Annotated in this window: 16 protein-coding genes; 11 read left to right on the top strand and 5 right to left on the bottom strand. The window is 72.8% G+C overall.

Features of this window, described 5'->3' with window-relative positions; genetic code table 11:
• Nucleotides 1-9 precede the first annotated feature (9 nt).
• A complete protein-coding gene (locus ACRAKH_RS27325) occupies nucleotides 10-561 on the bottom strand; it encodes a GNAT family N-acetyltransferase (protein ID WP_380724214.1) in 552 nt (183 codons plus the stop codon).
• A gap of 63 nt (nucleotides 562-624) precedes the next feature.
• Here ACRAKH_RS27325 and ACRAKH_RS27320 point away from each other — a divergent pair, with 63 nt between their 5' ends.
• Nucleotides 625-1,485 (top strand): EamA family transporter, encoded by an 861-nt coding sequence (locus tag ACRAKH_RS27320; protein WP_380724213.1) that lies wholly within the window; start codon nucleotides 625-627, stop codon nucleotides 1,483-1,485.
• 25 nt (nucleotides 1,486-1,510) lie between these two features.
• The gene (locus tag ACRAKH_RS27315; protein ID WP_380724219.1) at nucleotides 1,511-2,722 is read left to right on the top strand and encodes a winged helix-turn-helix domain-containing protein; all 1,212 of its coding nucleotides are present in this window, start codon (nucleotides 1,511-1,513) and stop codon (nucleotides 2,720-2,722) included.
• Nucleotides 2,723-2,851: 129 nt separating this feature from the next.
• Here ACRAKH_RS27315 and ACRAKH_RS27310 read toward each other — a convergent pair whose 3' ends face one another.
• Nucleotides 2,852-3,739: a DUF4097 family beta strand repeat-containing protein gene (locus ACRAKH_RS27310; RefSeq protein ID WP_380724212.1), complete on the bottom strand. Its 888-nt coding sequence runs from the start codon at nucleotides 3,737-3,739 to the stop codon at nucleotides 2,852-2,854.
• A gap of 10 nt (nucleotides 3,740-3,749) precedes the next feature.
• A complete protein-coding gene (locus tag ACRAKH_RS27305) occupies nucleotides 3,750-4,280 on the bottom strand; it encodes a toxin-antitoxin system HicB family antitoxin (protein ID WP_380724211.1) in 531 nt (176 codons plus the stop codon).
• Nucleotides 4,281-4,488: 208 nt separating this feature from the next.
• On the opposite strand from ACRAKH_RS27305, the gene thyX reads away from it, so the two are divergent.
• From thyX to ACRAKH_RS27260, 9 genes are all read left to right on the top strand, one after another.
• Nucleotides 4,489-5,241: an FAD-dependent thymidylate synthase gene (gene thyX / locus ACRAKH_RS27300; protein WP_380724210.1), complete on the top strand. Its 753-nt coding sequence runs from the start codon at nucleotides 4,489-4,491 to the stop codon at nucleotides 5,239-5,241.
• Nucleotides 5,242-5,244: 3 nt separating this feature from the next.
• The gene (locus tag ACRAKH_RS27295; RefSeq protein ID WP_380724209.1) at nucleotides 5,245-5,634 is read left to right on the top strand and encodes an ACT domain-containing protein; all 390 of its coding nucleotides are present in this window, start codon (nucleotides 5,245-5,247) and stop codon (nucleotides 5,632-5,634) included.
• A 71-nt stretch (nucleotides 5,635-5,705) separates the two neighbouring features.
• Nucleotides 5,706-7,154 (top strand): serine/threonine-protein kinase, encoded by a 1,449-nt coding sequence (locus tag ACRAKH_RS27290; protein ID WP_380724208.1) that lies wholly within the window; start codon nucleotides 5,706-5,708, stop codon nucleotides 7,152-7,154.
• Nucleotides 7,155-7,163: 9 nt separating this feature from the next.
• Nucleotides 7,164-7,784 (top strand): TIGR03085 family metal-binding protein, encoded by a 621-nt coding sequence (locus ACRAKH_RS27285; RefSeq protein ID WP_380724207.1) that lies wholly within the window; start codon nucleotides 7,164-7,166, stop codon nucleotides 7,782-7,784.
• A 38-nt stretch (nucleotides 7,785-7,822) separates the two neighbouring features.
• Nucleotides 7,823-8,719 carry a 4-hydroxy-tetrahydrodipicolinate synthase gene (dapA, locus tag ACRAKH_RS27280; RefSeq protein WP_380724206.1) on the top strand — a complete coding sequence of 299 codons (897 nt, stop codon included), beginning with the start codon at nucleotides 7,823-7,825 and terminating at the stop codon, nucleotides 8,717-8,719.
• A complete protein-coding gene (locus tag ACRAKH_RS27275) occupies nucleotides 8,716-10,398 on the top strand; it encodes a ribonuclease J (RefSeq protein WP_380724205.1) in 1,683 nt (560 codons plus the stop codon). Before dapA ends, ACRAKH_RS27275 begins: the two co-directional genes overlap by 4 nt.
• A 71-nt stretch (nucleotides 10,399-10,469) precedes the next feature.
• On the top strand, nucleotides 10,470-11,036 hold the full coding sequence (locus tag ACRAKH_RS27270) for a dienelactone hydrolase family protein (RefSeq protein WP_380724204.1): 567 nt from the start codon (nucleotides 10,470-10,472) through the stop codon (nucleotides 11,034-11,036).
• 86 nt (nucleotides 11,037-11,122) lie between these two features.
• Nucleotides 11,123-11,986, top strand: a complete 864-nt coding sequence (locus ACRAKH_RS27265; RefSeq protein ID WP_380724203.1) for a helix-turn-helix domain-containing protein — start codon at nucleotides 11,123-11,125, stop codon at nucleotides 11,984-11,986.
• Nucleotides 11,987-12,026: 40 nt separating this feature from the next.
• Nucleotides 12,027-12,131, top strand: coding sequence for a DUF397 domain-containing protein (locus ACRAKH_RS27260; protein WP_380724202.1), 105 nt, complete (start codon nucleotides 12,027-12,029; stop codon nucleotides 12,129-12,131).
• 32 nt (nucleotides 12,132-12,163) lie between these two features.
• On the opposite strand, the gene ACRAKH_RS27255 is transcribed toward ACRAKH_RS27260, so the two are convergent.
• The gene (locus ACRAKH_RS27255) at nucleotides 12,164-13,099 is read right to left on the bottom strand and encodes an EamA family transporter (RefSeq protein WP_380724201.1); all 936 of its coding nucleotides are present in this window, start codon (nucleotides 13,097-13,099) and stop codon (nucleotides 12,164-12,166) included.
• A 38-nt stretch (nucleotides 13,100-13,137) separates the two neighbouring features.
• Nucleotides 13,138-13,911: a lysophospholipid acyltransferase family protein gene (locus ACRAKH_RS27250; RefSeq protein WP_380724200.1), complete on the bottom strand. Its 774-nt coding sequence runs from the start codon at nucleotides 13,909-13,911 to the stop codon at nucleotides 13,138-13,140.
• Nucleotides 13,912-13,968: the final 57 nt, after the last annotated feature.

The raw sequence follows: 13,968 nt of genomic DNA, 5'->3' as shown, positions 1-13,968 counted from the left end.
CCCGTCCTGTCACGGCGTGAGCAGTAGGGACAGCCCCCCGGTCATCCGGATCTCCCTGACCGGCCGCCCGCCCGCGTCCAGCGTGCGCACCGTGCCGTCCGCTTCCCACTCCGCCTTGGCGTAGAAGTCGATCGAGCTGCGGTCCGCCTCGGGCACCCACGCGACGCCCCTGGTGGCCCCCGCTTCCCGCAGGTGCCCGGCGGCCGTGGCCAGCAACCTGCCGCCGTGCCCGCGCCGACCCCACCGGGGTTCCACGAGCACGCTCACCAGCGCCGTCGTCGACGCGTCGGCGGGCAGCGAGCCGTCGGCGTTGGCCACCTCGTCCTCCGGCGCCGGCCCCGCGACGCAGAAGCCGACCGTCCACCGGCCCTCGGCGGCGACGAGCACCTGGCCGCGCGCGACGGCGTCCGCCCAGGCCGGAGCGGTCTCCGCGACGTCGAGCGAGTCCAGCACCTCGGCGGGCAGGATGTCCCGGTAGGCGGTCCGCCAGGTGTCTCGGTGGATGCGGGCGATCTCCGCCACGTCGTCGGGCTGCGCGGTGCGCACGCTGGCGTCGGCCATGCCGGAACCCTAGCGGCGGAAACCCGCGTGATTCCGGGCGGTGTCACGTGAAAGCGTCCGTGGGTGCGTTGGGCAGCGTTGGGCGTCGTGTACGTGGTGTGGGGTTCCACCTACCTGGCCATCAGGTTCACCATCGAGTCGATGCCGCCCCTCTTGTCGGGCGGCACGCGGTTCCTGCTGGCGGGCGCCCTGCTGGCGCTCGTGGTGGCGTGGCGGGGCGGGCTGCGGATGACGCGGCGGCAGTTCGGCTCCTCGGTGCTGCTGGGCCTGCTGCTGCCCGCGTGGGGCAACGGGCTCGTGGTGCTGGCCGAGCAGTCGGTGGCGTCCGGGCTGGCCGCGCTGCTGGTGGCGGCCGTGCCGCTGTACGTGGTGGTGATGCGGCGGGTCGCGGGCGAGCGGCCCGCCGGCGTGACGTACGCGGGTGTCGCCATCGGGCTCGTGGGGCTGGCGGCGCTGCTGCTGGACGACGTCGGCACGTCGTCGTGGTGGGGGCCGTGGGTCGTGCTGCTGGCGGCGTTCGGCTGGGCGCTGGGGACGTTCCTGAGCGGGCGGCTGGACACGCCCGCCAACCCGTTCGCGCTGTCGGCGGTGGAGATGCTGGCGGGCGGCGCGGCGTTGACGGTGGTCGGGCTGGCCGCGGGGGAGCGGGTGTCGTTCGGCGCGATCACCACGTCGTCCTGGGTGGCGTGGGGGTACCTCGTGGTGTTCGGGTCGTTGCTGGCGTTCAGCTCGTACGTGTACGTGCTGGGGCAGCTGCCCGTGTCGACGGTGGCGACGTACGCGTACGTGAACCCGATCATCGCCGTGGTGCTCGGGGTGTGGCTGGCCGACGAGCGGGTCGGCGTGTTCCAGCTGGTCGGCGGCCTGTTGGTGGTGCTGGCGGTGGTCCTGGTGGTGCGGGCCGAGCGGAAGTGTCGGACCTGAGTGGGAGCATCCTGCCGTGCAGAAGATGAGCGCCGACGTCGCCCGCCGCATCGCGCTGGGCGCCCAGGGCTTCGCCGATCCCCGGCCCGCCTCCGCGCCCACCCGGCGGCACCTCCAGCGGGTGCTGTCGCGGGTGCGGCTGCTGCAGCTCGACTCGGTGAACGTGGCCGTCCGCGCGCACTACATGCCGGTGTTCAGCAGGCTCGGCGCCTACTCGCCGTCGCTGGTGGACGACGCGGCGTGGTCGCACAGCGCCCGGCGGCCCCGGCTGCTGGTCGAGTACTGGGCGCACGAGGCGAGCCTGGTGCCGATCGAGGACTGGCCGCTGTTCCACTCCGGGGCCAAGCGGCCGGGCTGGTGGAAGAACTACACGGCGGTCGCCGAGGGCTCGCCGCGGCTCGTGGACGACATCCTGGCCGTGGTGAAGGAGCTGGGGCCGCTCGGCGCGGGCGCGATCGAGAAGGCGCTGGCCGGCGGCGGGCCGCGGGCCAAGGACCACTGGGGCTGGAACTGGTCCGAGGTGAAGAAGGTGTGCGAGTACCTGTTCGGCGAGGGCGTGCTGACGACGGGGACGCGGCGCGGGTTCGAGCGGCTGTACGACCTGAGCGAGCGCGTGCTGCCGCCGGAGGTGCTGGCCCGGCGGCGGTCGATCTCGGCGGAGGAGGGCGCGCGGGAGCTGGTGGGCCGCGCGGCCGAGGCGATGGGGGTGGCGACGGAACCGGACCTGCGGGACTACTTCCGGCTCCAGCCCGCGCGCAGCCGGCAGGCGGTCGCGGAGCTGGTGGACGCCGGGGTGCTGGAGCCGGTCGAGGTGGCCGGCTGGGGCGTGCCCGCGTACCGGCACGTCGAGGCGCGGGTGCCGCGTCGGATCACCGGCCGCGCGCTGCTGTGCCCGTTCGACCCGCTGATCTGGGAGCGGGCGCGCACCGAGCGGATCTTCGACTTCTTCTACCGGATCGAGATCTACGTGCCGGCGGCGAAGCGCGTGCACGGGTACTACGTGTTCCCGTTCCTGCTGGACGGCGAGCTGGTGGGGCGGGTCGACCTGAAGGCGGACCGCGCTGCGGGCGTCCTGCGCGTGCAGGCGGCGCACTCCGAGCCGACCGCGGACGTCGGGCGGGTGGCCGTGGAGCTGGCGGCCGAGCTGCGCCACATGGCGGACTGGCTGGAGCTGGACGACGTCGAGGTGGTGCCGCGCGGCGACCTGGCCCCGATGCTGAAGTCGGTGGTCCACTGACAGGTCCGGTGGGCCGCTGGGGCCGCTGGGGAGTGGGCCGCTGGGGAGTGCGCCGCGGCGAGGTGGGCCGCGGCGCGCGCATCGGGGGTGCGCACGCCGCGGCGGCCGCGGTGCGACGAGCCGGTGGTGTCAGGTGGTCGTCGCGGTGGTCACCAGGGCGGTGCCGCTGCTCGTCCGGCCGGTGATGTGCAGGGCCGGTTCGGTGGGCGGCGGGGTGTCCGAGACGTCCAGCTCGCTGCGGGCGGAGCCGGTGCTGGACACCAGGTCGATCTCGGCGGCCACGCCGGGGCGGACGCCCACCCGGACGTCGCCGGAGCCGGTGCCCATCTGGATGCGGCCCGCGGCGGCGTCGGCGACGGTGACGTCACCGCTGCCCGTGCGCACCTGCACGTCGTCCTGCACCGCGCCGAGCCACACGTCGCCGGTGCCGGTGTAGAGGACGGTGTTCCCGCCGATCGACGACACCTCGATGTCGCCGCTGCCGGTCTTCGCGCGCAGCCCGCCGAGCATCGGGCCGAGCCGGAGCTTGCCCGAACCCGAGTTGACCTGGGACGGCGCGTCGGCCCGGTCGGCGGTGACGTCGCCGGTCCCGGTCTGGATCTCCAGGCGGCCCGCCGCGCCCGTCACGGTCACGTCGGCCGACCCGGCCTTGGCGATCACGTGGGAGCCGGACGGCGCCCGCACGGTCACCGCCAGCGGCACGGCGCGCAGCGGCAGCGCCTTGGACGACTGCACCTTCAACCGCCCGCCGGTCAGCTCGACGCGGGCGTCCCGCACGGCCTCCTCCGGCCCGGCCGCCTGTTCACGGCCGCCGCCGAACTGGTCGTTCACCCAGGTCAGGAGGCCGGACAGGCCGGCCGTCCACGACTCGCCCAGCGACGGGTCGTGCTTGAGCTCGACGTGCACGCCCGGCTCGTCCACCAGGTGCACCAGCACCCGGCCGGCGAGCAGCGCCACGTCGACCTCCACGACCCCGTCGACCTCGAAGCTCTGCTGACGCGCTGCATCCGGTTCCATGATCTCCCCCTCAGCCCTGCACCCAGCCGCGAACGCGTGAGGACGGCGAGCCGCCGCCCGGCTGGTCCTTCGGCGGCCCCCAGTGCTTGTGACCCCCGCCGCCACCGCCGCCGCGCCGCCCGCCGACCGCGCCCTGCACGGCCTGCGCGACGAACGTGTTCAGCGACAGCCCCTGGGCCGCGGCGGCCTGCTCGGCCTTGGACTTCAGCTCGTCCAGCAGCCGCAGGGTGATGCGCGTGGCCTCACCGCCCGCCGGCCGCGGGACCTCCTGGGGTTGAGGCTCGGGCTCGTCCCGAGCGGCCGTGCCGGTGACGACCACCTGCACGTCCCGGCCGTCCAACCGCACGTCGACGACGGGGCCGTCGAGGGCCGCGGTGACCTCCGCGGCCAGGTCGGACAGCGCGTTCATGAGCGCGAGCCGCGCGGCGGGCTCCAGGGCTGCGGACAGCAGGGCCGCGGTGCGCCGGGTGGTGTCGTCCCCGGCGGAGGCGGCCGTCGCGAGGTCCTCGCGCAGTGCTGCGATGTACGGCGACAGATCCATGACACCACCATGACGTCAAATCTGACATCAGTCAAGGAGAACGTGATGCCGGAAGTGACATCACGGTGCTGTCGATCACGCCGCGCGAACGGGGGCATCACCCGCCGCCGAACGGCCGTGACGGAGCGCAGCCGGGGCGCGGCCGAACGGCGGGCGGCGGCGGTGGCGCGCGCCGGCGGACGGGTCGGCTTCGGTTAGGGTTCGGGCCATGGCTGAGACGGTGGCGCCGAAGGTGCAGTTGATCGCGAAGACGGAGTTCTTCCCCCCGGACGGCGTCCCGTGGTCGACCGACGCCGACGGCGGCGAGGCGCTGGCGGAGTTCGCGGGCCGTGCCTGCTACCAGTCGTGGACCAAGCCGAACCCGGCCACCGCCACCAACGCCGGCTACATCAAGCACATCATCGAGGTCGGCCACCTGTCCGTCCTCGAACACGGTTCGGTGAGCTTCTACCTGACCGGCATCTCGCGGTCGCTGACGCACGAGCTGATCCGCCACCGGCACTTCTCGTACTCGCAGCTGTCGCAGCGGTACGTGCCCGAGCGCAACGCCGCCATGGTCGAGCCGGACGTCATCGCGAACGACCCCGAGCTGCACGAGAAGTTCCTCGCCGCCGCCCAGGCCAGCGTCGACGCGTACAACGAGCTGCTGAAGGGCCTGGAGGAGAAGTTCTCCGACGTGCCGAGCGCCACCCTGCGCCGCAAGCAGGCCCGCCAGGCGGCTCGCGCGATCCTGCCCAACGCCACCGAGACCCGCATCGTGGTCACCGGCAACTACCGGGCGTGGCGGCACTTCATCGCGATGCGCGCCACCGAGCACGCCGACGTGGAGATCCGCGCCCTCGCCGTCGAGTGCTTGCGCCAGCTCCAGAAGGCGGCGGCCAACGTGTTCGCCGACTTCACGATCTCCGCGCTGTCCGACGGCACCGAGGTCGCGTCCAGCCCGCTGGTCACCGAGGGCTGAGCCGTGAAGCGGCTGATCGTCGACGTCCGGCCGGGTGAGTACACGATCGCGCGGCTCCCCGCCGACGCGCCGGTCCCGGCCGGGCTGCTCGACGCGCCAGGCCTGGTGTCGGTCACCAGGACGCCGGACGAGCTGTCCGTTGTGTGCCCGAGCGAGCGCGCGCCCGAGACGGCCGCCGTGCAGCCGGGGTGGCGGCTGCTGACCGTGCGCGGCCCGCTGGAGTTCACCCTCACCGGGATCATGGCGGCGCTGTCCGGCGAGCTGGCCGCGGCGGGCGTGAGCCTGTTCGCGCTGTCCACTTACGACACCGACCACCTGCTGGTGAAGGCCGGTGACCTGGGCCGGGCGGTGCGCGCGTTGCGGGCGTCCGGGCACGAAGTCACGAAACCGTGAAACCGGATCGGGCTCCGGGCGGTCTGAAGTAGCGTTCCGCCCGGTCGGCGGTCGGGTTTCGAGGAGTGACGGTGACTGGTCCCCAAGGTGTGAGCGCCCAACCCCGCGTCATCGCGGGCAGGTACACCCTGCTCGCCGAGCTGGGTCGCGGTGGCATGGGCGTCGTCTGGCGCGCCCAGGACAACGTGATCGGGCGCCAGGTGGCCATCAAGGAGCTGCACCTGCCCGACGGCATCGCGCACGAGGAGCGCCGCGTGCTGGAGGAGCGGGTGCTCCGCGAGGCGCGCACCGCGGGCCGGCTGAACGACCCCGGCGTGGTCACCGTGTTCGACGTGGTCGCCGAGAACGGCATGACCTACATCGTGATGGAGCTCGTGGAGGCGGCGACGCTGTCCACGCTCATCGCCCAGCACGGCCCCATGCCGCAGGACCGCGTCATCTCGATGGCCGTGCAGGCGCTGTCCGCGTTGGACTCCGCGCACCAGGCGGGCATCGTGCACCGCGACGTCAAGCCCGGCAACCTCATGATCACGTCGACCGGCCGGGTGAAGCTCACCGACTTCGGCATCGCCCAGGCCGTGGACGACCCGCGGCTGACGACCAGCGGCAGCCTCATCGGCTCGCCCGCGTACATGTCGCCCGAGCGCATCCACGGCCACGACGCGTCACCGGCGTCGGACCTGTGGGCGCTCGGCGCGACGCTCTGCTACGCCGTGGAGGGCCTGAACCCCTACGAGCGCACGTCCACCGCGTCCACCCTGCACGCGATCATGAACGAGATGCCCCGCCTGACCAGGGCGCACGGCGTGCTCGGCGCGGTGATCACCGGCCTGATGATGCCCGACCCGAACGCCCGGCTGACCGGTCCGCAGGCCCGCGCGATGCTGGAGCGCGCCGTGGCCCAGCCGACGCCGCCGACGGGGTTCGGCGCGCCCAACCCGACCATGCACTACACCGCGCCGACCGCGGTCCGGAAGCCGTGGCTGAAGCCCGTGCTGATCGCCGGCACGTCGGTCGCGTCGGTCGCGCTGCTGGTCTGCGGCGTGCTCCTCGGCCGGTGGATCTTCACCGACCAGCCGTCCGCCGCGATGGCCGAGACGATCACCTACGGCGCGGGCGGCACGCTCGGGAAGAGCCAGTTCGACCTCACCGCCGGCCAGTGCGGCGACAACTACCTCGACCCCAACACCACGATCAACTACACGGACTGCCAGAAGTCCCACCGCGTCGAGTACTTCGCGAAGGGCAGCCCGTTCGGCTCGGACAAGCGCGGCTACCCCGGCGACGAGTACCTGAAGAAGTACGCCGAGGACTTCTGCACCCTGCACTTCATGTCGGACCTGATCCCGGTGGACGACAAGGAGGACCGGTTCCGCTACGCCGCCGTGGTGCCGACGAGCGGTGAGTGGCAGTCCGACCCGACCGACTCCTCCGGCCGGGGCAGCCGCGAGGTCGCGTGCGTGCTCTGGCACAAGGACAAGGCCCCGCTCGAGGACCAGGTCTACGCCGAGGATCGGTAGCGTGGGGTCATGGGCGTCGCGCAGGACGAACGCAGGCTGCTGACCGAGCTGTTCGCCGAGGTGGGGCCGGACGCGCCCACCCTGTGCCACCCGTGGCGCACGCGCGACCTCGCCGCCCACCTCGTGCTGCGGGAACGCCGGCCCGACGCGGCGGCGGGCATCCTGGTCGGGGCCCTGGCCGGGCACACCCGGAAGGTGCAGGACGCGTACGCCGCCAAGCCGTGGGACGAGCTGGTCGGGCTGGTCCGCGGCGGTCCGCCCCGGTTCTCCCCCTACGCGCTGGTGGACGAGCTGGTGAACCCGGTCGAGTACTTCGTGCACCACGAGGACGTCCGCCGGGCCCGCGACGACTGGGCGCCGCGTTCACCCGATCCGGTACGAGACGCGGTGCTGTGGCGGCGGCTGGGACCGGTGGCCCGCCTCCTGTACCGCAAGAGCCCGGTCGGCGTGGTGCTCCGCCGCCCGAACGGCGAGGCCCACGTGGCCAGGCGCGGACGCCACCCCGTGGTGCTGACCGGACAAGTCTCGGAATTGCTGGTGCACGTGTTCGGCCGGTCCGCCGCGCACGTCGAGTACGACGGCCCGGACGAGGCCGTGCGCCTCGTGCGAGACCTCGACCGGAGCATGTAGTCGCAGCTTGCCGAGGGTGACGCGGTAGATTTCCGGCCATGACCGGAAGTCCTACCGCCTCGCCCGGCCGCCCGTTCGGCCGCGTGCTCACCGCCATGGTCACGCCGTTCGACGCCCGGGGGGCGGTGGACCTGGAGAAGGCGCAACAGCTCGCCGAGCACCTGGTCGGGCTGGGCAACGACGGTCTCGTGGTCAACGGCACCACCGGCGAGAGCCCGACCACCAGCGACGCCGAGAAGGCCGACCTGGTCCGCGCCGTCGTCGAGGCGGTCGGCGACCGCGCGACCGTGGTCAGCGGCGCCGGCACGTACGACACCGCGCACAGCGTGCACCTGGCCAAGGAGGCGGAGGCGGCGGGCGCGCACGGCCTGCTCCTCGTGACGCCGTACTACTCGCGCCCCACCCAGGAGGGCGTGTACGCGCACTTCACCACCGTGGCCGACCAGGTCGGCGTGCCGGTGATGCTGTACGACATCCCGCCGCGCGCGGTGATCCCCATCGAGGTGGACACCCTGCTGCGGCTCGCGGAGCACCCGCGTGTCGTCGCCGTCAAGGACGCCAAGGGCGACCTGCTCGCGGGCAGCAAGGTCATCGCGGCCACCGACCTGGCCTACTACTCCGGTGACGACCCGCTGAACCTGCCCTGGCTGTCCGTCGGCGCGGTCGGTTTCGTCAGCGTCGTGTCGCACTTCGCCGCCGACCGGCTGCGCGACATGCTCGACGCGTTCGAGTCCGGTGACGTGGCCGGCGCGACCGCGATCCACCAGTCGCTGCTGCCGCTGCTGCGGCCCTTCAGCCGGATGCCCGGCGTCACCTACGCGAAGGCCGCCCTGCGTTTGCGGGGCCTCGACGTGGGCGACCCGAGGTTGCCGCTGGTACCCGCTTCAACCGAGGACATCAAGGCCGTCGAGGCCGAACTGGGAGTCAACGCGTGATCAACCCGAGCTCACCCCCGCCCGCACTGCCGGACGGCGCTCTGCGCGTCGTCGCACTGGGCGGAATTGGCGAGATCGGCCGCAACATGACGGTGTTCGAGCACGCCGGCCGGCTGCTCGTCGTGGACTGCGGCGTCCTGTTCCCCGAGGACGACCAGCCGGGCGTGGACCTGATCCTGCCCGACTTCCGGGCCATCGAGGGCCGGCTGGACGACATCGAGGCGCTCGTCCTCACCCACGGGCACGAGGACCACATCGGCGCGGTGCCGTTCCTGCTGAAGCTCCGCCCCGACCTGCCCGTGGTGGGCTCGCGGTTCACGCTGGCGCTGCTCGCCGCGAAGTGCCGGGAGCACCGCCAGACCCCGCGGCTGATGGAGATCACCGACGGCGAGCGCCGCGCGTTCGGGCCGTACGAGCTGGAGTTCTTCGCGGTCAACCACTCGATCCCGGACGCGGTCGCGGTGGCGATCCGCACGTCCGCCGGGCTGGTGCTGCACACCGGTGACATCAAGCTCGACCAGCTGCCCCTCGACGGCAGGCTGACCGACCTGGCCGGGTTCTCCCGGCTCGGCGACGAGGGCGTCGACCTGTTCCTGGTCGACTCGACCAACGCCGAGGTGCCGGGGTTCGTCGCGCCGGAGCGCGAGATCGGGCCGGTGCTGGAGAACGTCATCCGCAAGGCCGACCAGCGCGTCATCGTGGCCTGCTTCGCCTCGCACGTGCACCGCGTGCAGCAGGTGCTGGACGTGGCCGTGCAGTACCGGCGCCGGGTCGCCCTGGTGGGCCGGTCGATGGTGCGCAACATGGGCATCGCGGTCGAGCTGGGCTACCTGCGCGTGCCGGACGGGCTGTTCGTGGACCTCAACGAGGCCATGGAGCTGCCCGAGGACGAGGTGCTGTTCGTGTCGACCGGGTCGCAGGGCGAGCCGCTGTCGGCGCTGTCGCGGATGGCGCGCGGCGAGCACCGGCAGATCTCGATCCGCGCGGGCGACACGATCGTGCTCGCGTCGTCGCTGATCCCCGGCAACGAGAACGCGGTGTTCGGCGTGGTCAACGGCCTGGCGCGGCTCGGCGCGACGGTCGTGCACCAGGGCAACGCCAAGGTGCACGTCTCCGGCCACTCGCCCGCAGGCGAGCTGCTGTTCCTGTACAACGCGGTGCGGCCGTCGAACGTGATGCCGGTGCACGGCGAGTGGCGGCACCTGCGGGCGAACGCGGCGCTGGCCGTGGCGACCGGCGTGGCCGAGGAGCGGGTCGTCATCGCCGAGGACGGCGTGGTGGTCGACCTGGTCGACGGCAAGGCCGCGATCAGCGGCAAGGTCGAGGTCGGGCACGTCTACGTGGACGGGCTGTCGGTGGGCGACGTCGGCGAGTCGACGCTGTCCGACCGGCTCGTGCTCGGCGAGGGCGGGTTCATCGCCATCACCGTGGCCGTCGACTCCACCAACGGCCGCGCCGTCGCGCCGCCGACCGTGTCCGGGCGCGGGTTCTCCGACGACCCGAAGGCGTTGGACCAGGCCGTCTCCCTGGTGGAGATGGAGCTGTCCCGCACCGAGGCCGAGGGCATCACCGACTCGCACCGCATCGCCCAGGCCGTGCGTCGAGTGGTCGGCCGCTGGGTAGCCGAGACCTACCGGCGCCGGCCGATGATCGTGCCGACGATCATCCCGGTGAACTGACCGTCGCCGAGCCCGACGGCCGGCCCGACCACCTCGTCGGGCCGGCCGTCGTCGCACAGAGGGGGAGTGACATGGCAGAGGTGGTGCTGTTCCACCACGCGCACGGGCTGACGTCCGGTGTGGAGGCGTTCGCCGAGCGGTTGGCGGAGGCCGGGCACACCGTGCACGTGCCGGACCTGTACGACGGGCGGATCTTCGTGGACCTCGGCGCGGGGCTCGACTACGCGCAGGAGGTCGGGTTCGGCACGATCGCGGAACGCGGCCGGCTCGCCGTCGAGGGGCTGTCCCCGGAGGTCGTCTACCTGGGGTTCTCGCTGGGCGTGCTGCCGGCGCAGATGTTGGCCCAGACCAAACCGGGGGCGGTGGGCGCGTTGCTCGTCAGCGCGTGCGTGCCGGCGTCCGAGTTCGGCGGGTGGCCCCCGAGCGTGCCGGTCCAGGTCCACGCGATGGCCGACGACGCGTCGTTCGTCGACGACGGCGACCTCGACGCGGCCCGCGCGCTCGTCGCCGGCGCGCCGGACGGGGGACTGTTCCTGTACCCCGGCGACAAGCACCTGTTCGCCGACGAGAGCCTGTCGTCGTACGACGAGGTGGCCGCGGCGCTGTTGATGGAGCGCGTGCTCGCGTTCCTGAAGTAGGTACCGCTGGTACCGCGGTGATCCCTTGGGGTGGAATCCGGGCCGCCGGCTGGAAACCGCTGGTCAGGCGGCCCTAGCGTGCCCACATGGAGTCACGGATGTCGAACGCGTTGAGTCGCGAGCTGGGGGACGCCCTCCGTCAGGCCCGTCGTCGGTCGGACGTCAGGACCGGGACGTTGATCGAGGAGCTGGGCTGGTCCGCGGGCAAGCTCTCCAAGTTGGAGGGCGGCACGCGCGGCACCAGCCCGGTGGACATCGCCCGGTTCGTCGGCCACCTCCGCGCCGACCCGGACACGTTCGACCACATCATGGGGTTGGCGCAGGAGCCGACCACCGGGCACTACGTGCGCCCGCACGGCGTCGCGATGCCGGACAGCCTCCGGATGCTGATCATCCACGAGCGGTCGGCCAAGACGATCAGGTCGTACCAGACCATCGTCGTGCCGGGGCTGCTCCAGACTCGCGACTACGCCGCCGCGTTGATGGACGGCGCTCCCGGCGCCGAGGACGCCGTTGCCGATCGCATGGCCAGGCAGGCGATCTTCGACGAGCCGTCTCCCCCGAAAGGCATGTTCTTCCTCTACGAGGCCGCCTTGCACCGCATGGTCGGCGGCCCGCAGGTGATGTACGAACAGATGCTGCAACTGCTGTTCCGGGGCGGCGTGCGGCTCATCCCGTTCACGGCGGTGCTTCCGCGTTCGTTGAACACGCCCTTCACCCACATGACCTTCGCCGACTACACGCCGGTGACGTACGTCGAGTGCGGCCAGGTGTCGCTGTTCCTGGACACCTTCGAGGCGACCAGGGCGTACCAGCAGAGTTGTCACGACCTCGCACGAGTCGCGCTGACTGAGGAACAATCGCGGTCGGCGTTCGCCAGGTGGGCGGACCGCTTCGACCGACTGCGGGAGGCCAGGGGTGCGACGACAGCAGGCGGTGAGGTGGCGTAAGAGCAGTCACAGCGAGGGCGTCGGCACAGACTGCGTGGAAGTGGCGTTCGCGTCCGACGCCGTCGGCGTGCGGGACTCCAAGAACACCGCTCCGCGGTTGGCCTTCACCGCTGTCGCCTGGCGGGCGTTCCTCGCCAAGGTGTGACGCGTACTCGATCACGGTCCGGTCCGGTCAGGTCAGGGCCGGGGCACCGGCTCGGGTGTGACGGGCGCCTTCCGCCCGCTCGCCACCTGCACCGCCGCCGCGCCGGCCAGCAGCACGGCCGCGCCCGCGACCTGCAACCCGCTCAGCGCCTCGTTGAGCAGCCACCACGCCAGCACCGTCGCCACCACGGGCTCCAGCAGCCCGATCACGCTCGCCGCCGACGACGGCAGGTGCTTCAGCGACACGATCCCGGCCAGGTACGCCACCACCGTCGCCACCAACGCCAACCCCAGCAGCAGCGCCCACGTCGGCCCGAGGTCCGTCGGCGTACCCATCGGCACCAGCCACGGCGGGCTCACCACGGCCAGGACCACCGCGCCCACCACCATGCCGACCGCGAGCACGCCGAGCGGGTCGTGCTTGCCCGCCGCGCGTTCGCCCAGCAGGTAGTACGCCGCCGTGCACACCGCCGAACCCAGGCCCGCCAGCACGCCGACGGTGTCCAGCCGCACGCTCTGCCACACCTCGCCGACCATCGCCAGGCCCAGCAACGCCACCGCGATGCCCCACCACACCGCGCGGGGCAGCCGCGTGCCGCGCACGAACCGCACCCACAGCGCCACCAGGATCGGCGCGGTGAACTCCAGCAGCATCGCGATGCCCACCGGGATGCGCGCCGCCGAGATGAAGAACAGCAGCGGCGCGCCGATCACGCCGAACAGCCCGTAGCCGACGAGCAGACCCCAGTCGCCGCGCGCGAACCGCAACGCCCGCGGCCGCAGCAGCGCGACGACCACGAGCAGCACGGCCGCCGCGATGCCGATCCGGGCGCTGGTGACCTGCGTCGGCGTGACGCCGGCCTCCATCACCGGCTTCGCCAGCACGCCGGACGCGCCGAACGTGACCGACGACAGCAGCGCCAACGCCGTGCCGCGGGCCGGAATCCCGGCAGCGTCCACTCCGGACACCCGGGACGCGGTTCCGGCGGACTTCTCCTCCGACGCCGTCACTCCGGACGCCAGGGGCTCTTGCCGGTCGTCGGCCGCGTCGGGTCGTGGAACCTCGGCAGGTCCGGCTCGTCGATCCGCAGCGGCACCAGGCCCGCCGTGATCGCGCGCATGATCCGCTCGTGCGCCCGACGCGCGTCGCCCGGCTTGCCGTCCTCCAGACCGGACAGGTCCACCGGCTTGCCGAAGTGCACCTTGAACGTCGGCCGCCGCAGCATCCCGCGCACGTACGACGTGACGTACGGCTTGGCGTCCTGCCACCCGTTCACGTGCGTGTTGCCCCAGTAGACGGCCTCGTGCGCGCCCCACTGGCTGACCGGCACCACCGGGATGTCGCCGCTCAGCGCCAGCCGTGCCGCGCCGGTCTTGCCCCGCTCCGGCCACAGCCCCGGGTCGAGGCTGATCCTGCCCTCCGGGTACAGCGCGATCGGGTCGCCGCCGCGCCGCAACGCCTCGACGGTGCGGTGGTAGGCGTCGCCGACGTCCGCCGCCGCCCGGTCCACCCGCAGGTGCCCGGACCCCCGCAGCAGGGGCCCCAGGACGGGCGCGTCGAGCAGCCCTCCCGCGAGCAGGAACCGCGGTGCGACACCGATCCGGCGGCACGCCGCGATCAGCACGAAGGGGTCGAGGTTGCCGATGTGGTTGGACGCGAGCAGCAGGGGACGCCCCCTGAGGTCCGCCGGGATGTCGCCGGTGACTTCGAGTCGTCCGCTGAGGCCGACGACACCCTGGTCGACGGCGGTCAGCACGCGCCACAGCAGTGGTGTGGACACGACGGGCAGGCTACGGCGTGTCGAGGTGTCGGCGCAGCGACTTCCGGGCAACCATGG

The sequence above is a fragment of the Saccharothrix hoggarensis genome, assembly GCF_052936025.1.
Note: the sequence above shows the minus strand (reverse complement) of the source record. Positions and strands in the feature narration are given on the sequence as shown.

Excerpts from the sequence above, each read along its gene's own strand:
- ACRAKH_RS27285 (WP_380724207.1), top strand. The coding sequence starts at position 7,164 with ATGGGCGTCGCGCAGGACGAACGCAGGCTGCTGACCGAGCTGTTCGCC.
- thyX (WP_380724210.1), top strand. The coding sequence starts at position 4,489 with ATGGCTGAGACGGTGGCGCCGAAGGTGCAGTTGATCGCGAAGACGGAG.
- ACRAKH_RS27265 (WP_380724203.1), top strand. The coding sequence starts at position 11,123 with ATGGAGTCACGGATGTCGAACGCGTTGAGTCGCGAGCTGGGGGACGCC.
- ACRAKH_RS27315 (WP_380724219.1), top strand. The coding sequence starts at position 1,511 with ATGAGCGCCGACGTCGCCCGCCGCATCGCGCTGGGCGCCCAGGGCTTC.
- dapA (WP_380724206.1), top strand. The coding sequence starts at position 7,823 with ATGACCGGAAGTCCTACCGCCTCGCCCGGCCGCCCGTTCGGCCGCGTG.
- ACRAKH_RS27310 (WP_380724212.1), bottom strand. The coding sequence starts at position 3,739 with ATGGAACCGGATGCAGCGCGTCAGCAGAGCTTCGAGGTCGACGGGGTC.
- ACRAKH_RS27270 (WP_380724204.1), top strand. The coding sequence starts at position 10,470 with ATGGCAGAGGTGGTGCTGTTCCACCACGCGCACGGGCTGACGTCCGGT.
- ACRAKH_RS27325 (WP_380724214.1), bottom strand. The coding sequence starts at position 561 with ATGGCCGACGCCAGCGTGCGCACCGCGCAGCCCGACGACGTGGCGGAG.
- ACRAKH_RS27305 (WP_380724211.1), bottom strand. The coding sequence starts at position 4,280 with ATGGATCTGTCGCCGTACATCGCAGCACTGCGCGAGGACCTCGCGACG.